At 61.0% G+C, this 18,742-nt stretch carries 15 protein-coding genes and 1 pseudogene; 9 read left to right on the forward strand and 7 right to left on the reverse strand.

All coding sequences use genetic code 11. The annotated features are described in order from the left end of the window. Positions 1–440: 440 nt before the first annotated feature. The 5 genes from QU606_RS13730 (at position 441) to pgeF (ending at position 5,735) form a co-directional block, all read left to right on the forward strand. Positions 441–1,484: a methyl-accepting chemotaxis protein gene (locus tag QU606_RS13730; RefSeq protein ID WP_168232471.1), complete on the forward strand. Its 1,044-nt coding sequence runs from the start codon at positions 441–443 to the stop codon at positions 1,482–1,484. A gap of 313 nt (positions 1,485–1,797) precedes the next feature. After that, the gene (locus QU606_RS13735) at positions 1,798–2,124 is read left to right on the forward strand and encodes a DUF2388 domain-containing protein (protein ID WP_168232472.1); all 327 of its coding nucleotides are present in this window, start codon (positions 1,798–1,800) and stop codon (positions 2,122–2,124) included. 219 nt (positions 2,125–2,343) lie between these two features. Then, positions 2,344–3,123 (forward strand): PhzF family phenazine biosynthesis protein, encoded by a 780-nt coding sequence (locus QU606_RS13740; RefSeq protein WP_024073241.1) that lies wholly within the window; start codon positions 2,344–2,346, stop codon positions 3,121–3,123. A gap of 36 nt (positions 3,124–3,159) precedes the next feature. Next, on the forward strand, positions 3,160–4,989 hold the full coding sequence (ggt, locus tag QU606_RS13745; RefSeq protein ID WP_168232474.1) for a gamma-glutamyltransferase: 1,830 nt from the start codon (positions 3,160–3,162) through the stop codon (positions 4,987–4,989). A 23-nt stretch (positions 4,990–5,012) separates the two neighbouring features. Continuing rightward, positions 5,013–5,735 carry a peptidoglycan editing factor PgeF gene (gene pgeF, locus QU606_RS13750; protein WP_304998449.1) on the forward strand — a complete coding sequence of 241 codons (723 nt, stop codon included), beginning with the start codon at positions 5,013–5,015 and terminating at the stop codon, positions 5,733–5,735. A 55-nt stretch (positions 5,736–5,790) separates the two neighbouring features. Here the strand turns inward: pgeF and ddlA are convergent, their stop codons facing one another. Both ddlA and QU606_RS13760 read right to left on the reverse strand, forming a co-directional pair. Beyond that, positions 5,791–6,885 carry a D-alanine--D-alanine ligase gene (gene ddlA / locus QU606_RS13755; RefSeq protein ID WP_304998450.1) on the reverse strand — a complete coding sequence of 365 codons (1,095 nt, stop codon included), beginning with the start codon at positions 6,883–6,885 and terminating at the stop codon, positions 5,791–5,793. 43 nt (positions 6,886–6,928) lie between these two features. Next, entirely contained in the window at positions 6,929–7,567 is a 639-nt protein-coding gene (locus tag QU606_RS13760; protein ID WP_304998451.1) for a LysE family transporter, read from the reverse strand. Between the two features lie 138 nt (positions 7,568–7,705). On the opposite strand from QU606_RS13760, the gene QU606_RS13765 reads away from it, so the two are divergent. Then, entirely contained in the window at positions 7,706–8,515 is an 810-nt protein-coding gene (locus QU606_RS13765) for an AraC family transcriptional regulator (RefSeq protein WP_024073236.1), read from the forward strand. A 122-nt stretch (positions 8,516–8,637) separates the two neighbouring features. On the opposite strand, the gene QU606_RS32940 is transcribed toward QU606_RS13765, so the two are convergent. The 3 genes and pseudogenes from QU606_RS32940 to QU606_RS13775 form a co-directional block, all read right to left on the reverse strand. Then, entirely contained in the window at positions 8,638–9,069 is a 432-nt protein-coding gene (locus QU606_RS32940) for a methyl-accepting chemotaxis protein (protein WP_370531115.1), read from the reverse strand. A 108-nt stretch (positions 9,070–9,177) separates the two neighbouring features. Continuing rightward, positions 9,178–9,996, reverse strand: a pseudogene (locus tag QU606_RS32945) (PAS domain-containing protein); the annotation flags it as partial. A 63-nt stretch (positions 9,997–10,059) separates the two neighbouring features. Next, positions 10,060–10,392, reverse strand: coding sequence for a DUF2790 domain-containing protein (locus tag QU606_RS13775; RefSeq protein ID WP_069075238.1), 333 nt, complete (start codon positions 10,390–10,392; stop codon positions 10,060–10,062). A 225-nt stretch (positions 10,393–10,617) separates the two neighbouring features. Between QU606_RS13775 and QU606_RS13780 the strand changes: the two genes are divergently transcribed. From QU606_RS13780 to QU606_RS13790, 3 genes are all read left to right on the forward strand, one after another. Further along, entirely contained in the window at positions 10,618–11,937 is a 1,320-nt protein-coding gene (locus tag QU606_RS13780; RefSeq protein ID WP_024073233.1) for an OprD family porin, read from the forward strand. Positions 11,938–12,276: 339 nt separating this feature from the next. Then, entirely contained in the window at positions 12,277–12,951 is a 675-nt protein-coding gene (locus tag QU606_RS13785) for a heavy metal response regulator transcription factor (RefSeq protein ID WP_024073232.1), read from the forward strand. Then, a complete protein-coding gene (locus tag QU606_RS13790) occupies positions 12,948–14,351 on the forward strand; it encodes a heavy metal sensor histidine kinase (RefSeq protein ID WP_304998452.1) in 1,404 nt (467 codons plus the stop codon). The genes QU606_RS13785 and QU606_RS13790 overlap by 4 nt, the downstream gene beginning before the upstream one ends. A 114-nt stretch (positions 14,352–14,465) precedes the next feature. Here the strand turns inward: QU606_RS13790 and QU606_RS13795 are convergent, their stop codons facing one another. Both QU606_RS13795 and QU606_RS13800 read right to left on the reverse strand, forming a co-directional pair. Beyond that, positions 14,466–17,609, reverse strand: coding sequence for a CusA/CzcA family heavy metal efflux RND transporter (locus QU606_RS13795; RefSeq protein WP_304998453.1), 3,144 nt, complete (start codon positions 17,607–17,609; stop codon positions 14,466–14,468). 18 nt (positions 17,610–17,627) lie between these two features. Next, positions 17,628–18,734, reverse strand: coding sequence for an efflux RND transporter periplasmic adaptor subunit (locus QU606_RS13800; protein WP_024073229.1), 1,107 nt, complete (start codon positions 18,732–18,734; stop codon positions 17,628–17,630). Positions 18,735–18,742 lie beyond the last annotated feature (8 nt).

Consider the following 18,742-nt stretch of genomic DNA (forward strand, 5'->3'; position numbering starts at 1 on the left):
TCTATCCGATCTGAACGATGCTCATGGGATTGCTCCACCCGAAGCAACTCCCTGCACTGCACTGAGTTTTCTGAATGAAACCGTCTAGGTTCGGCGCTCGATGCGCACAGGGTCAACCCTATGCGGCACCGCCGCCCTGCCCTCCTAGGACTGACCACGTCAAGAATGCCGTATTCAAACTGCTGAGTCTCTAGGCTCTTGCCAGCGCTCAGGGGGGCCCCATTCCTTACGACCCAAGCCAAGAGGGATCCGGGGCTTGAATATTTGGATTAATTTTTTCGGATTCACCTAATGGCCCAATGAAATCAGCCGATCTTGTTGTGAGAGGGGTCCCAACCTTCATTCGATTAGAGGGCAGCTATAGCCCAGTTTTGTATTTTCTTCGTTCATTGATAAGCAACCCACTGCCGCCATCAATAACTGGTAGAAGCAGAAAGAAAATGATCGAACCCGAACGGATCGTCTCCCTTTCCCGGGAAGTGGAGTCTCTGGCGAATCGTGGTGTCAGTGATATACAGGCAATCACTCGCCAAACTCGGTTGCTGGCAATCAATGCACTCATTGAAGCCGCCCATGCAGGCAAGGCCGGGATGGGGTTCTCGGTTGTGGCCGAAGAAGTCAAAAATATCTCCGAACGTATCTCGAAAATTGCCAGCGGGCTGACCGAAGACTTGCAGGTTTCGGTCAATGAACTGACAGCGCTCGGTCGCGGTATGTGCTTTGACGTACGGGGTCAGCGATTGGCTGATCTGTCGCTTAACATGATCGAGATCATCGATCGAAACCTTTACGAGCGCACATGCGACGTGCGCTGGTGGGCAACTGATGCATCGTTGGTAGACGCGCTGACCAATCGCTCACCAGAAAGCTGCGTCTATGCCAGCGAACGCCTTGGCATCATTCTCGACAGTTACACCGTGTACTTAGATATCTGGGTCGCTGACAGCAGTGGACGAATCATAGCGTCGGGCCGACCGGGGACCTTTGGCAGAGTCATCGGAGCCAATGTCGCGAACGAGCCTTGGTTTAAAAGAGCAATGCTTCACTCTTCAGGTGATCAGTATTTCGCTGGCCAAGTAACTGCCGAGCCGCTTCTGAACGACTCACAAACCTGCGCATTCAGTGCTGCTGTGCGCAGCAAGGCCGGTAAACAGACGCCTGTGATTGGCGTTATCGGGATTTTTTTCGACTGGAAAAATCAAGCCGATTCCGTTCTAAAAGGAGTTCGCTTGAGCGAGGAAGAACGCCCGCGAAGTCGATTGATGATAATCGACGACAACCACAGGATAATTGCTAGCTCAGATACACAGAATCATCTGGGCGAAAGCGTCGAGTTACAGACTAAAGCCACCCAATCGAGCGGATACAGCGTCCTGAGTAAAAACCTCATTCAGGGCTACTCGATAACGCCAGGCTTTGAAACATATCCGGGTATGGGGTGGCTAGGCGTAATCGAACAGCATTTGCCCTCGATTGACGCGTAACCCAAAGCGCTGAACGAGCACTGCTGGCCCGCTTAGCAGATAGCCAAGCAGACATTAAAAATCTGCACCACTGGTTGCGTACAACGCAGATTTCTTACGTTTAGACTTCGTTATGGCGTTCAATCGGGCGCCGCGTATACCCCTAACCGCACAATATAAAATAAATGAAATCATGATCTTATCCACCCCATTCAAATGCCTGCGCAACTAAAACCGGCTTACCGAAAGGTAGGCCGTTTTTTTATGCCCGCAAAAAAGCCCTGTGGGCTGTTAGTATCCCGCGCTCCCCAGCACTAAATGGAATCAGTGTTCGATGGCCGCCAAACGCCTGCTCCTCACCCTCGCACTATCAGCCCTTCCCTTGTACGTAAACGCCGCCGAAGGTAAAACCCCGTTCGAACGCGCCACGATGATGACCACCGGCGCGCCCTTCCTGCTCACCTCCGGCACCGCGTGGCTCACGTCCAAGCCCTTCGAAATGCTCACGGCCGCCAAGAGCGATGCGTTGGCATTCATGGGGTCGGATGGCGATATCCGCGGCGCCCAATTCGAACAGGCCATCAGGACCTATCACACGGCTTACCCTGCGCCGCACATGAGTGACATGCAGCTGGCACAGGCAATCGCAGTGACCGACTGACACCTCAAAAAGGAAAGAGCCGTGAGCACCCAGCGCCGGCGTTTTACGCCGGTTGATACTGCGCGGCGACCACCTAACCGGTACACAGCATGCGCAGCGCATTGCCGCGATGGCTCAGCATGGTTGTTCACGCGCGCAAAAAAAACATCCCATCTGTATTTTGACGCTCCCTGAGCCCACTGCTAGTGTCCAGCCTCCCCCCACACGGAGTGCCCTACGGTGAAACTGGACATCTACCAAGTCGACGCCTTCAGCCAACACCCCTTCGGCGGCAACCCCGCTGCGGTGTGCCCACTGACCGAATGGCTGAGCGACGCGCAACTGCACAACATTGCCGCCGAAAACAACCTCTCGGAAACCGCGTTCTTCGTGCCCCGTGGCGACTTCTATGAGTTGCGCTGGTTCACCCCGCAAGTCGAAGTGGACCTGTGCGGCCATGCCACGCTCGCGGCGGCGTGGGTGTTGATTCACCAGTTGCCGGATGCGCCTCAAGTGCTGCGTTTTGCCACTCGCAGCGGTGAGCTGCGGGTCACGCGCGAGGGTGATGAACTGGCGATGGATTTCCCTGCCAAAGCGCCGCAACCCTGTGAGCCGCCCGCCGGGATGTTGAGCGCCCTGGGGATTGAAAGCGCCGAGGTGTTCGGCACCGATGACTACATCGTGTTGCTGGAGGACGAAGCCCAGGTCGCCGCGCTCACGCCAGACTTTGCGCGACTCAAGGGCCTGCCCAAGCGTGGGATTGCAGTGACGGCCAAAAGCGCGCGATTTGATTTTATCTCTCGTTGGTTCGGGCCGAACGTGGGCGTCAATGAAGACCCGGTCACCGGTTCGGCGCACACGTCGCTGGCACCGTTCTGGGCCGAGCGCCTGGGCAAGTCGACCCTCACGGCGGAGCAAGGCGGCACACGCAAGGGCCAGTTGCGTTGTGCGCTCAAGGGCGACCGGGTGATCATTTCCGGCAAGGCGGTGCTGTATATGCAAGGCACGATTTACCTGTAGAACGCAGTAACCCACGAACAACAGATCATTCTCAAAATGAACGGAGTTCAGCGCGTGTTTTCGATTTACCGCCGTCAGTTGACGATCATTGCCGCAGCCCTGGCCCTCGCGGCCTGCCACCCCCCCGTCAACGAACAGCCACCGGCGCCGGAGTTGGGGTCGGGCTATCGCGCCGACCTCACCACCCAGCACGCCCAGCACCATATGGCGGCCGCCGCCAACCCGCTGGCGGCCGAGGCCGGGCGTGAAATGCTGCGCCAGGGCGGGTCTGCCATCGACGCGGCGATTGCCATGCAGGCCGTGTTGACCCTGGTGGAACCGCAATCGTCCGGCATCGGCGGTGGTGCGTTCATCATGCTGTGGGACGGAAAAAACGTGCACGCGTATGACGGCCGTGAGACAGCACCGGCCGGGGCGACTGAGCGCTTGTTCCTGAAGGCCGACGGCCAGCCGATGGCGTTTACCGATGCGCAGATTGGCGGGCGTTCGGTGGCGACGCCCGGTGTGTTGCGTGCACTGGAAATGGCGCACAAAAAGACCGGTCGCCTGCAATGGGCCAAGCTGTTCGAGCCTGCGATTCGTCTGTCGGAACAGGGCTTCGCGATTTCCCCGCGCTTGCACAGCCTGATTGCCGCTGACCGCTTTATCCCGCAATCGCCGGACATGGCCGCCTACTTCTTGAATGCCGATGGCACGCCGAAAGCCACCGGCACCCTGCTGAAAAACCCGGCGCTGGCCGCCGTATTCAAGCGCATCGCCCAGGAGGGGCCGGACGCGCTGTACAACGGCCCGATTGCCGAGGAGATCGCCCGCAAGGTGCAGGGCAACCACAATGCAGGCAGCCTGTCGGCAACCGACCTCAAGGGCTATGCGGCAAAGGAACGCGTGCCGCTGTGTAGCGATTACAAGCGCTGGAAAATCTGTGGCATGCCACCACCGTCGTCGGGCGGGATTGCCATCGCGCAGATCATGGGCACATTGCAGGCGCTGGAGGCCCGCGACCCACGCCTGGCCATCGCCCCCATGAGGCCGGTGAAGAGCGCTTCGCCGGCCGGCCTTGAGCCGGTACCCGAAGCCGTGCACCTGATCGCCGAAGCCGGTCGCCTGGCCTTTGCCGACCGTGCGCTGTATGTGGCCGATGCAGACTTTGTACCGGTGCCCGTGGCCGGCCTGGTCGCGCCGAGCTACCTGGCCCAACGCGCCGCGCTGATCGGTGACCGCAGCCTGGGCATCGCCAAGCCCGGCCAGCCGGCCGGTATCCAGGTGGCCTACGCCCCCGACCGCTCGCCGCTGCGCATCTCCACCTCGCAGGTGGTAGCGGTGGACGACTGGGGTGGCGCCGTGTCGATGACCACCACGGTGGAAGCCGCGTTTGGCTCGCACCTGATGGTCCAGGGCTTTGTACTCAATAACCAGATGACCGACTTCTCGTTTATTGCCGAAGAAAACGGCCAGCCGGTGGCCAACCGCGTACAACCCGGTAAACGCCCGCGCTCGGCCATGGCGCCGACCCTGGTGTTCGACCGCAAGAGCGGTGAGCTGCTGGCCACACTGGGCTCGCCGGGCGGGTCGCAGATCATCGAGTACGTCAGCAAGTCACTGGTGGCCATGCTCGACTGGAACCTCGACCCGCAAGCCGCCATCAGCCTACCCAACTTCGGCAGCCGTAATGGCGCAACCGAACTGGAAAGCGGTTTGTTCAGCCCCGTGTTGAAACAGGCACTCAAGGACAAGGGTCATGCGCTGAGCGAGATTGAGATGACCAGCGGTATCCAGGCGATCATTCGCACGCGCGACGCCCAGGGTAAGGTATCGCTGAGCGGTGGCGCGGACCCTCGACGGGAAGGCGAGGCATACGGTGACTGAGATCAATCAGCGGAGAAAGCCCCTTGCAGCAGGCCAATAATCTCGACTCCCTCGCGGGTGTCGACCATGGTTTTTGTTTGATCGACGACCCATCGCGGCCAGATGAAGTATTCATCTGCAAGCAAGTGCACAGCGCCGCGGTGATTGAGTGGCAGGCGGGCCAGGTGGCCAATACGATCGAGGCGGATGGGGTACATACAGGCCATCACCAGCCGATCGCAGTGATCACCGCCGATTGCCTGCCCATTCTGTTCGCCGCCAAAAATGGCGAACGCGTAGCGGCCGTTCATGGCGGCTGGAAAGGCCTGCAACGCGGGATTGTCGCCACTACCGTGCAGCACTTTGCCGACGCAGGGATTGGCGTCGATCAGTTGCTGGTCGCCATCGGGCCATCGATCAAACCGTGTTGTTATGAAGTGAGCGAAGGGTTCATTGCCGAGTTCCAGGCTGACCAGGGCCACTTATGGCAACACGACCGGGCGCCATGGAGCATTGAGCAACCGCGACCGCTGCTGGCGCCGCACATCACGCCCCCCCAAGCAAGACACACAGGCAGTGCCTGGTTTGACCTGAGCCGGTATGGGCTGATGCTGCTGCAAGCGGCCGGGGTTCGGCGCGAACAGATCGAGGTGAGTGAAGTGTGTACGTATTGCACGTCGCCGCTGTTTGCCAGCTACCGCCGAAGGACCCATCACCCGCAGGAGACGAAGACGCTGATCTACTCGTGGATCGCTCGCAAACCCTGAGCGCGTACATCCCACCTGTGGCGGGGCCACTCGTCACAGCGCCCTCTCGGTATGTTCAGCGGCTGATCTTCAAGCCCTTGCGCCCCGCGTGCCGCTCCAGCGCCAGCTCGATCAACCGGCTCACCAACTCGCTGTAACTCATCCCCGCCGCCTGCCATAACTTGGGGTACATGCTGATACGGGTAAAACCGGGCAGTGAGTTGATTTCGTTGATCAACACTTCACCGTCATCGGTGAGGAATACATCGACCCGAGCCAACCCTGCGCACCCGAGCACCTCAAACGCCTCGATCGCCAGGCGGCGAATTCGCTCGCTGGCTTCAGTGCTGATATCGACCGGGACCACCACCTGGGCGGCCTGGTCGTCGATGTACTTGCTGTCGTAGGAATAGAACCCGCTGCTCACCACGATCTCGCCGCAGCCGCTGGCGATGGGGTTATCGTTGCCGAGTACGGCGCATTCGATCTCGCGCCCCTGGACAGCGGACTCCACCAGCACTTTCTCATCAAAGCCCAAGGCCAGTTCGACGGCCGCGTGGTATTCAGCTTCGTTGGCGACCTTGCTCACCCCCACCGAGGAGCCTTGGTTGGCCGGTTTGACGAACATCGGCAGGCCTAGCGTATTCACGGCCGTGTCAAACGAGGTGCGGGCCGCGGTACGGCGCGTGAGGGTGATGAACGGGGTGACGGCAATGCCGGCGTCGCGCAGCAGGCGTTTGCTGATGTCCTTGTCCATGCACACCGCCGACCCCAGTACGTCAGAGCCGACAAAAGGCAAGTCGGCCATGCGCAGCAAACCTTGCAGGCAGCCGTCCTCGCCGAGGGTGCCATGGACGATCGGGAAGATCACGTCGATGTGTTCCAGCAAACCACTGCCTGAGGTTTCCACCACTTGCTGGTTGGCCTTGCCGGGCACCACCGCCAGTTCACGATTGGATTGGTTGAGGGCGATCAGGGCCGGGTTTTCCTGGTTGATCAGGAAGTTCGAGGTGTCGTTGAGGTGCCAGTGGCCGGCCTTGTCGATGCCGATCAGGATGGGCTCGAAGCGTGACCGGTCAAGGGCATCGACAATGTTGCGCGCCGATTGCAGCGAGACTTCGTGCTCGGCCGAACGGCCACCAAAAATAATCCCTACGCGCAACTTGCTCATGATCCGCCTCGCTTTTGAAAGTAAGGCTTCTTACCACGGGTGGTCAGCGATTCGCTACCAGATGTGCGCCGAACAGCATGTAGCACCCACCGGCAAAGCGGTCGAGCCATTTACGCGAACGGCTGTAGAGGTTGGCCATGCGCGCGCTGGAAAACACCAGGGCCACGCTGGAGTACCAACTGAACGACAAGGTCGCCATGGTGATCACCGCCAGGGTCAGCAGCATCGGAGACGGTGACGGCGGCATGGTGGATGCGAAGATGGTCGCGACGAACAGTGCAGCCTTGGGGTTCGACAGGTTGCCCAACAAGCCCAGGCGCCAGGCGGAAAATAACGAACGCCGGGGTTCGTCCGGCAACAGGCTCTGGCCCATGGCCGGAGCCGAGCGCTTGAACAGTTTCAACCCGAGGTAGATCAGGTAGCAGCCGCCGATGATCTTGAACGCCAGGTACAGCATCGGCGCGGCGGTAAACAGCGACTTGATGCCCAGGCCACCCGCCAACCCCCACATGATCGTCCCGGTGGCCACACCTGCCGAGGCCACCACGCCATGGCGGCGCGAACAGCTGGCGGCCAGCTGCGCCGAGTTGAAGAAGTTGGGGCCGGGCGTGACCACTGCCACCGTCCACAGCAGGGCCAGGGAGACCAGCGGCGCCACGTAGGCGGGGTTGAGAACATCCATGGGAGCAACTCCATCAGCACAGGGCACGAACCGCGATCATAGGCCTCGCCTGCCCCCTGCACAATCGTACAAGACCCCGGCAGACAAGGGACGCAGACTGGGTTAACGTGTTTCCACCTCTTTTTGTGACAAGTCACCATGGGTAAACCCACCCCCACTCTCGACTGGCTGCACCGCGCCCCGCACGCCAGCGGCCTGGACCGTATCGAGGCGTACTTTGCCGGCTTCGCGTTCGACCCGCATCGCCATGACACCTACGCCATCGGCCGTACCTTGTTCGGCGTGCAGAGTTTTCATTATCGCGGCGACATGATCCACAGCCTGCCCGGCACGACCATGGTGCTTCACCCCGATGAGACCCACGACGGCCACGCCGGCAGTGACGAAGGCTTCAAGTACCGGATGATTTATGTAGAGCCGTCGCTGATCCAACAGATCCTCGGCGGCAAGCCGTTGCCGTTTATCCCCAACGGTTTATCCACTGACCCAAGGCTGTTCCGCGCCAGCGAAGTGTTATTGCAAAACCTGGATAACCCTATCGACCCGTTGCAGGAACAGGACGCGATGTTCGATCTGGCCCACGCGCTGAGTAACGCCTCCGGTGCCATTATCAGCCGCAAGACCTTCGATTACGTGGCCGCCGAGCGCGCCCGCGAATTTATCCACAGCGCCCTGGGCCGCAGCATCACGCTGGATGAAATCGCCGATCACGCCGGGCGCGATCGCTGGGCCTTGTCGCGGGATTTCCGTTTGCTGTTCGGCACCAGCCCCTACCGTTACCTGACCATGCGCCGGCTGGATCTGGTGCGTCACTTGCTGGCCCAGGGCCAATCATTGGTGGATGCGGCGATGACCGCCGGCTTCACCGACCAGAGCCATATGACCCGGCAATTTCGCAGCACCTACGGCATGCCGCCATCGCGTTGGGTGAAGATGCTCGGGCGCTGACCCTGGGATTGAAATGCAATCAAAATGTGGGAGGGGGCTTGCCCCCGATGAGGGCGTTGACAGTAATGCATCGGTGACTGACCCACCGCCATCGGGGGCAAGCCCCCTCCCACATTGACAACTCAACTCGACAGCTGGTTGGCAAACTGCCCGACCGCGCTGACCACTTTCTGCGCGCCATCCTGGATTTCCACGATCACCGTGCCGGCTTCAGCCGCCAGGGCCAAGCCTTGTTCGGCTTGCAGGCGGCCGTCGGTCATCAGGGTGACCGCATCACGGGCCATGTCCTGGTTCTGACGCACCACCCCCACAATCTCCTCGGTGGCCTTGCTGGTACGTGATGCCAGTTGCCGCACCTCATCGGCCACCACCGCAAACCCTCGACCCTGCTCACCCGCTCGCGCCGCCTCGATGGCTGCGTTGAGTGCCAGTAGGTTGGTCTGTTCGGCGATGCCACTGATGGTCTTGACGATGCTGCCGATCACTTGGGACTGGGCATTCAGTGCTTCGATGCCGTCGCCGGCCTGTTGCATGTGCTGGGCCAGGTCGCGCATCACATCGACCGCCTGGCTCACCACCGTGGTGCCGCGCTTGGCACTGTCGTCGGTGTGCAGGGAGGTGCTGTAGGCAATGTTGGCGGCCTCGGCAACCGCCTGCTCACGAGTGACCTGGTCGGTGATCACCGTGGCGAACTTGACCACTTTGTAAAGGCGGTCATTGGCATCCAGCACCGGGTTGTAGGTTGCTTCCAGCCACACCACACGGCCATGGCTGTCCACGCGCTTGAAGCGCGCCGCGACAAACTCGCCCGCGTTCAAACGGTTCCAGAACTGCTGGTACTCGGCGCTGTTGTACTCCTGCGGTTCGCAGAACATGCGGTGATGTTTGCCCTGGATCTGCGCCAGGCTGTATCCCATGCCGCTGAGGAAGAGGTCGTTGGCGGTGAGCACATGGCCCTCAAGGTCAAACTCGATCACCGCCGTGGAACGCACCAGCGCGGTGATCAGGTTTTCGTGCTCGCGCGAGGCCTCGATGGTGCGGGTCAGGTCGCTGGAATACATCGAAAAATGTTTGATGCGCCCATCTGAGCTGCGTACGGGTTGCACGATCGAACGCAGCCACGCTTCCTTGCCGTTACCCCGCATCAGGCGCACGGCACCGGCGAAGTGTTCGCCACGCACCAGTGCGTTCTTGAAACGCAGTTGAAATTCGTCCTGGCGCACATGGGCGGGCACCAGGTCTTCGATGGGGCGTCCCAACAGGTTGCCCGACGAGTATGAAAGTTCCTGCAGGAAGTTGGCATTCGCCCACTCCACCCGGCCGTCTGCGTCCAGCGTCAGGCACAGCATTTCGCTTTCCAAGCTCTCCTTGACCTGTTGCAAGCTGGACAATTCTTCGCGAAGAGCCGACAGCTCCTGCTTCAAACGGGTGTTGAACATGGGGCACCGATGGTCATTAGGGGAGAGGGACCTGACCTGCATCGGCGCTGCCGGCGTTTTCTGAAGAGCCGATCCAGGCTGCGCCCCATTCTTTTTCCAGAGCCATTAACTGCCGTTATTTCGGCACACGCCCATCACTTGGTATTCCAGGGTATTGAGCTTGCCGTTGGAGTCTTCATAGGTCATCCGCGACGGTACAGCGTTGCACGAGCGGATCGGCGGCGTCACGTTGACCACCTTGGCAATGTCCAACTCCAGGCCATAGCGATACGCCTGCACCTCGGGCGCCGGCTTGCCCTGTTTCGCGGCGTAGGCGGCCATGGCTTGTTCGTTGCGCTCCATCATCAGGGCGAAGGTACGGTCGCCGCCGCCTTCGGCCAGCGCACCGAATGACAGAACGGCAGTGAATACACCCAGGGCAGTTTTATAAAAGTTCATAACAGGTTCCTCGACTGAAAGTTCAGTGCCGAGATTAACCAGCGAACCCTGACGCCATGTTCACTGGAACATTACTTATCTGTTAGGTGGCCGCAAGTTTCCAGAATTGTAATGTCCGCGCCACGCAGCCGTTATCTTCGGTTTGCAACTATCAGCCCGGGCCAGATCAATAAGAACGCCCACCTCCATAAGAAGCTGATAACTGCCAACACCGAGGAGCTGAACATGCGTATCCGTTACGTCACACTTCCCCTTTCACTGTGTGCGGCCTTGCCCCTGGCAGCCGTGGCCGTGGAAGACACACCCGAAGGCTTTATCGAAGGCAGCAGCGTGAACGTGCTGGCGCGTAACTTTTACTTCAACCGCGATGATCGCAAGGGCCAGTCCAGCCCCACCGGCAATGGCTATTCCGAAGCCTGGGCCCAGGGCTTGATCGGCAAGTTCGAATCGGGCTTCACCCAAGGCACCGTAGGGTTCGGCCTGGACGCCTTTGCCATGGTCGGCGTAAAGCTCGACTCGGGCACCGGCCGCAGCGGTGGCAAGGGGTCGTTCGGCGTCCTGCCGGTGGACAGCAGCAACCACCCCGAGGACAACTACAGCAAAGTCGGCGGCGCCGCGAAACTGCGCGTGCTGGACACCGTGATCAAGGCCGGTGACGTATTCCCGCTGACCCCGGTGGTGGCCTACGGCGATTCGCGTGTATTGCCCGAGAGTTTTCGCGGTGTGACCTTGCAGAACACCAGCCTCGAAGGCTTGAGCGTGCAAGGTGGGCGCCTGAGTGGCATGAGCCAGCCCAACGAGAGCGGCATGAACAAAGGTTTCGCGACGTTTTATGCCGGCCCGGTCGACTCGCCCTGGATCGGCTATTTCGGCGGCGATTACCAACTCAACAAGCATCTGAGCGTCAGCCTGTACAGCAGCCGCCTGAAAGACGCCTGGGACCAGTACTACGTCGGCAGCGCCGCCAGTTACCCACTCAATGACGACGTCTCGCTGTTTGGCGACGTCAACTATTACAAGGCGGTGGATGAAGGCAAAAAGCTGCTCGGGCAATTCGACAACAACATCTGGAGCGCCCGCCTCGGGGTGAAGGTTGGCGCCCATAGCCTGGCCGTGTCGCACCAGCGCAACAACGGCGATGACGACTTCGATTACCTGCGCCAGTCGGACTCGATCTTCCTCAACAACTCGATCCAGTACAGCGATTTCAACTCGCCCAAGGAGCGCTCGTGGATGGTGCGCTACGACCTGGACATGCAGGCCTTCGGCATTCCCGGCCTGTCATTCATGACCCGTTACGGCAAGGGCACCGACGCCGACTACAGCAACGCCAACGCGGTGTATATGCGCCGCGATGGCGCCGGCAACCCGCTGACCGACCAACGTCGCTGGGAGCGGGATATCGAAGCCAAGTATGTGGTGCAAAGCGGCAATTTGAAGGATCTGTCGCTGCGACTTCGCCAGGCCACCGTGCGCTCAAGTTCGTTTGAATCCGACTTGGAAGAAGTCCGGGTGATTGTCGAATATCCCTTGGCGGTGCTCTAAGACACCCGCTTACATTAACTTGCCGATGCCCTACATCTGTTCACAAGTTGAAGTCTGTCAGAACTGTAATATCGACCTCACCTTCCCGTTAAGTTGCACTTTTTATACTGCGCATCGAACACATCTCATCTCTGCGGCTTTTGTGTAGCTCCTTTGGAACAGAGATGAATTTTTACGCCCCAGCCGGGGCGTTTTTTTTGTGTGCCGGTTCAGTGACGAATCGTCGCACCGGCCTGACGCGGCTTGACCCTAAAGTTACTTCAGGCTTCAGAGTTTTCCTACGCCCATTCAAGCCTCTATGAGGTCATCTCCTTTCGTTTCACTTGAAGGTAAATCCCCATGCGTATCCTTGTGGTTGAGGACGAGCAGAAAACCGCCGACTACCTGCAGCAAGGCTTGACCGAAAGTGGTTATGTCGTCGACTGTGCCGCCAGCGGCATCGATGGTCTGCACCTGGCCAGGCAGAACACCTATGAACTGGTGATCCTCGACGTCAACCTGCCCAACACCGACGGTTGGGAGGTACTGGAACAACTACGCCGCGACGGCAATCAACGCGTGATGATGCTGACCGCGCGTGGCCGGCTGGCCGACAAGATCAAGGGCCTGGACATGGGCGCCGACGATTACCTGGTCAAGCCCTTCGAGTTTCCCGAACTGCTGGCCCGCGTGCGCACCTTGCTACGGCGCAGCGAACATATTCCGTTGCCCGACGTGCTGCGTGTCGCGGACCTGGAACTCGACCCGCGTCGGCATCGCGCCTATCGCGGCAGCCGGCGCATCGACCTGACCACCAAGGAGTTCGCCCTGCTGCACGTGTTGATGCGCCAGGCCGGTGAGGTGATGACCCGCACGCAGATCATTTCCCTGGTCTGGGACATGAATTTCGACTGCGACACCAACGTAGTGGAAGTCTCCATCAGCCGCCTGCGTGGCAAGGTCGATGACCAGAGTGAGGTCAAGCTGATCCATACCATTCGCGGCGTCGGCTATGTGCTGGAGGCGCGCCCATGAGGACCAGCAGCCTGTCGATGCGCCTGGGCCTGACGGTCAGCCTGATGGGCGCCGGCCTGGTCGTGCTGTTGGCGACCCTGGCCTACCTGGCCTTGACCCACGAACTGGAGAAACTTGCGCGCAGGGGCCTGGAAAACAAGCTGGAGCAGCTGGAGCACAGCCTGCGCCTGGGCCTCAACCTCGACGACATCAGCGCCCGCCCCCATTCGCTGCTGGACCTGATCATGGGCCACGACAACATCTACCTGACCATCATGGGCACCGGAGCCGATGCGCCGGTCTTGCTGAGCGTCGGTGCCAAGCCCCAGCAGCCGCTGTTGCTCGACGTACCCGCCGGCAAGGCCCTGGCCTACCTGAACTGGGTGGATGACCGTGGCAACCGTATCCTCAGTGCCACCCGCCTGCTGCCATTGCACAGCGGGGAAAACGTGCGTGTGTTGCTGTCACTGGATCGCTCCGATGACGAGGCGTTGCTCAGTGCCTACCTGCGCTCCACGGTGATCGCCCTGCCGCTGCTGCTGATCCTGATCGGCATGGGCGCCTGGTGGCTGGTGCAACGCGGGCTCGCCCCATTGCAGCAGTTCAGCCGCGTGGCGGCCAAGGTCAGCACCCAGGACCTGACCCATCGCCTGAGCCTGGACAACCTCCCCAAGGAGCTGGGTGAGTTGGCCCAGGGTATCAATTTCATGCTGCATCGCCTGGATGACGGTGTACGGCAGTTGTCACAGTTCTCCGACGACCTGGCCCACGAACTGCGTGCGCCGTTGACCAACCTGATGGGCAAGGCCCAGGTCACGTTGTCCCGCGACCGCCCCTTGGAGGAGTACAAGGCCGGGCTGGAATCCTGCACCGAGGAAATGGAGCGCCTGTCGCGCATCGTCTCCGACATGCTGTTTCTCGCCCAGGTCAGCCACCCAGCGGCGCGGGCCGGGTTTAGCCCGGTCTCGTTGGGTGAGGAAGCGCAACGGGTGATGGAGCTGTTCGCCCTGAGTGCCGAAGACAAGCACCTGACCCTGAACCTGCGCGGCGACGCCTGGGTCATGGGGGATCGCCTGATGATTCAGCGAGCCATTTCCAATTTGCTGTCCAATGCCATTCGCCATACGCCCGAAGGCTCCAGCGTGTTGCTGCTGGTGGAGACCTACGACCAGCACGTGTCGTTGTCGGTGGGCAACCCGGGGCGCGGCATCGAAGCGCACCACCTGCCGCACCTGTTCGAACGCTTCTACCGCGCCGACAGCAGCCGTACCCGCGCCGAAGGTGGCACCGGGCTGGGGCTGGCCATTGTGCAGTCGATCATGCACCTGCATCAGGGGCACGCCGACGTCAGCAGCCAGCCTGGGCGCTTCACGCGGTTCAACCTGGTGTTTCCCCAGCACCTGAAAACAGCGCAGGTCTAGAGTGGGAGGGGGCTTGCCCCCGATAACAGTGTGTCAGCTGACACCTGTATCAACTGACCCACCGCCATCGGGGGCAAGCCCCCTCCCACATGGTTTTGCGGTGCTTTAAAGAAGTCAGGCAACCTCCTCTTCACGGCGATGTGCCCACTGGTACAACGCCGGCAACACCAGCAAGGTCAGCAACGTAGAGGAGATAATCCCGCCGATCACCACCGTCGCCAACGGTCGCTGCACCTCGGCGCCGGTGTCAGTGGCCAGGGCCATGGGGATAAACCCGAGGGACGCCACCAGCGCCGTCATCAAGACCGGGCGCAGGCGGGTCAACGCGCCCTCATTGATCGCCATTGACAACGAACGTCCTTCCTCACGCAGGTTGCGGATAAACGCGATCATTACCAGGCCGTTGAGCACCGCCACCCCGGACAACGCGATAAACCCCACCCCCGCCGAGATCGACAGTGGAATATCCCGCAACCACAGGGCCATGATCCCACCGGTCAATGCGAACGGAATTCCGGTAAACACCAACAACCCGTCCTTAAGGTTGTTGAACATCATGAACAACAAGCCGAACACCAACAGCAACGCCACCGGCACCACGATGCGCAAGCGCTCGGAGGCTTCCTTCAACTGCTCGAACTGGCCGCCCCAGGTGGTCCAGTAGCCCGCCGGTACTTTGACCTGGGCGCTGATGGCCGCCTCGGCCTCGTCCACGAACGAGCCGATATCCCGCCCACGCACGTTGGCGCTGACGATCACCAGGCGCTTGCCGTTCTCGCGGCTGATCTGGTTGGGGCCGAGCACCAGGTCCAGGCTGGCGACCTGGGACAAGGCAATAAAGCCCAATTGCGCGGACGCGCTACCCGCCAACGCAGGCACCGGGATCAGCAGCCGCGACAAGCCGTCGATATCGGTGCGCAGCGCATCGGACAAACGCACGACCATGTCGAAACGACGGTCACCTTCGTACAGCGTGCCGGCCTGGCGCCCACCGACGGCGACCGCAATGGTGTCCTGCACATCCCCGACGTTCAGGCCAAAACGTGCGGCTTTGTCGCGGTCGATATTGATGGTCAGCACGGGCAGGCCGGAGGTTTGCTCCACCTTCACCTCCGAGGCGCCGCCAAGCCTTTGCAAGGTCTCGGCGATTTCCCCGGCGGTGGCGTTGAGCACCGCCATATCATCGCCAAACACCTTCACCGCCACGTCGCTGCGCACCCCGGAAATCAACTCGTTGAAGCGCAGTTGAATCGGTTGCGACAACTCGTACGCACTGCCTGGCACGATTGCACTGGCGCGCTGGATATCGGCGATCAGGGCATCCCGCGACTTCTTCGGATCAGGCCACTGATCCTTGGGCTTGAGCATTACGTAACTGTCGGAAATATTCGGTGGCATCGGGTCCGAGGCAATCTCGGCAGTGCCGGTGCGGGCAAACACCCGCTCGATTTCCGGCACCTGGGCCATCAAGGTTTTTTCCAACTGCTGCTGCATCTGCACCGATTGCGTCAGGCTGGTACCGGGCACGCGCAGGGCCTGTTGGGCGAAGTCGCCCTCGCTGAGGCTGGGGATAAATTCACTGCCCATGCGGCTGGCCACCACCCCTGATGCAACGATGGTCAACACCGCCAGGCCGAACACCAGTGGCCGGTGTGCCATCACCCAATCGAGCACCGGCGCATAGGCGCGGCGCGCACTGCGCATCACCAGGTTTTCTTCCTCCTTGACCTTGCCGGTGACGAACAACGCAATCGCCGCCGGCACGAAGGTCACCGACAGAATCATCGCGCCAAGCAGGGCGATCACCACGGTGAAGGCCATGGGATGGAACATCTTCCCGGCGACACCGGTGAGGGCGAAGATCGGCAGGTACACCACCATGATGATCAGTTGCCCGAAAATCAGGGCGCGGCGGGCTTCCTTGGCTGCGGCGAAGACTTCGTGCAGGCGCTCGCTGCGCGTCAACAGGCGGCCGTGCCGTTGCTGGGCATGGGCGAGGCGGCGGATGGCATTCTCGACAATCACCACTGCACCGTCGACGATAATGCCGAAGTCCAGCGCGCCGAGGCTCATCAGGTTGGCGCTGACTTTGTTGGTGAACATCCCGGTAAAGGTGAACAGCATCGCCAGGGGAATCACCATCGCGGTAATCAACGCCGCGCGGATATTGCCGAGGAACAGGAACAGCACCGCGACCACCAGCAGCGCGCCTTCGAAGAGGTTTTTCTTCACGGTGGCGATAGCTTTTTCGACCAAGTTGGTGCGGTCGTAGACCGTGACGGCTACCACGCCTTCGGGCAGCGAACGGTTGATTTGCTCCAGCCTCGACGCCACCGCCTGGGACACGGTGCGACTGTTTTCGCCGATCAGCATGAACACCGTGCCCAACACCACCTCACGGCCGTTTTCCGTGGCGGCGCCGGTACGCAGCTCACGGCCGATCTCAACCTGGGCCACATTGCGCACACGAATCGGCGTGCCATCGGCCGTGGTGATCACGATGTTGGCGATGTCATCGATGGACGCGACTTGCCCCGGTGCGCGGATCAGCAACTGTTCGCCACTGCGCTCGATATAGCCGGCGCCGACGTTGGCATTGTTGCGCTCCAGCGCCGTGACCAGATCACTCAAGGTCAGGTTGTAGGCGGCCAGACGCTTGGGGTCGGGGGCAATCTGGTACTCCTTGGCGAAGCCGCCGATGGTGTTGATCTCGGCCACGCCGGGCACGTTGCGCAGTTGCGGCTTGATGATCCAGTCCTGGATCACCCGCAGGTCGGTCGGGGTGTAGGGCGTGCCGTCGTCCTTGCGTGCGCCCTCTTCGGCTTCCACGGTCCACAGGAAAATTTCCCCGAGCCCGGTGGAAATCGGCCCCATCGCCGTTTCGATGCCGGTGGGCAACTGCTCACGGGCCACTTGCAGACGCTCATTGACCAGTTGGCGAGCGAAGAACAGGTCGGTGCCGTCCTTGAAGATCACCGTTACCTGGGACAACCCGGCGCGCGACAGCGAACGGGTCTGCTGCAAGCCGGGCAAACCGGCCATGGCGGTTTCGATGGGAAAGGTGATGCGCTGCTCGGTTTCCAGCGGCGAAAAACCCGCGGCCGCGGAGTTGATCTGCACTTGCACATTGGTGATGTCGGGCACCGCGTCGATCGGCAGTTTCTGATAGCTGGCGATGCCGACACCGGCCATCAACAGCACCGCCAGCAGCACGATGATGCGCTGCTCGATGGCGAATTGGATAAGGCGCTCAAACATGAGAAATCACTCGCAGGATCAATGGGCGTGTTCGGCCGAGCCTTTGCCCAGTTCGGACTTGAGGATGAAGCTGCCGACGGTGGCCACTTGCGCCCCGGCGTCGAGGCCCTGGCGTACCTCGACGTAGCCGTTTTCGCTGATACCCAGTTCCAGATGGCGGGTGACGAAACCGTCTGCGGTGCGCACAAACACCGAGGGCTTGTCCTCGACGGTCTGGATCGCGGCTTGCGGTACGGTGACCTTGGCCGGGTAGGTATCCGTGGCCACTTGCACGGTCACAAACAGCCCAGGGCGCCAGGCATCATCGGGGTTGGGCACGCTCACGCGTACGGTGGCGGTGCGTGTCTGTTCACCCAGCAGGTTGCCCACGTAGGCCACGGTGCCGAGTACTTCGGTGCCCATTTCCGTGGAGCTGACCTTCACCGGCTTGCCGACGCGCACCTTGTTCAAGTCCTTGGGAAACACACCGAACGTGACCCACACCTGGGACAGGTCCGAGAGGGTGAAGGCGTTGCTGGTCTCGCTGACCACCTCACCGACGCCAAGGTGTTTTTCCACTACCACGCCCGCAAAAGGCGCGCGCAGCTCATAACGATTGCCGCCCACCAGCACGGCGCTGCCGCTGAGAGCAGTCATCTTCTGCCGCGCGTTATTCAGGGCAATTTCGGCTTCTTGCAGGGCCTGGCGCGCCAGCAGGTAATCTTGCTCGGCGGAGATTTTGTCCTGCCACAGTTGGCGTTCGCGCTGGAAGGTGGTGCGCGCCAGTTCGACCCGGCGCTCGCTGGCCGCCAGCTCGCTGCGCTGATCGGAAATCTGTTGGCTGGCGATCACCGCCAGCAACTCGCCCTTCTTCACCGCCTGGCCAAGGTTGACCTTCACCGCCTCCACCACGCCGGCCGCGCGGGGCACGATATGCGAGGTGCGGTCTTCGTCGAAACGCACCTCTCCCGGCAATGACAACAGCGTGCTGATCGGCCGGGGTTGGGCCTGGGCCAGTTGAATACCAGCGGCTTCGATTTGCTGCGCGGTGAGCACCAACGTGCCCTCTTCCTCCTCGGCGTTTGCAACGCTGGACAGCATCAGGCCAAGGACGACAGCAAGCGCCGCGCCGTGTGTTTTGTTCATAGCAGACT

It is taken from the genome of Pseudomonas sp. OVF7 (assembly GCF_030644265.1).
Lineage (GTDB): Bacteria > Pseudomonadota > Gammaproteobacteria > Pseudomonadales > Pseudomonadaceae > Aquipseudomonas > Aquipseudomonas gorinensis.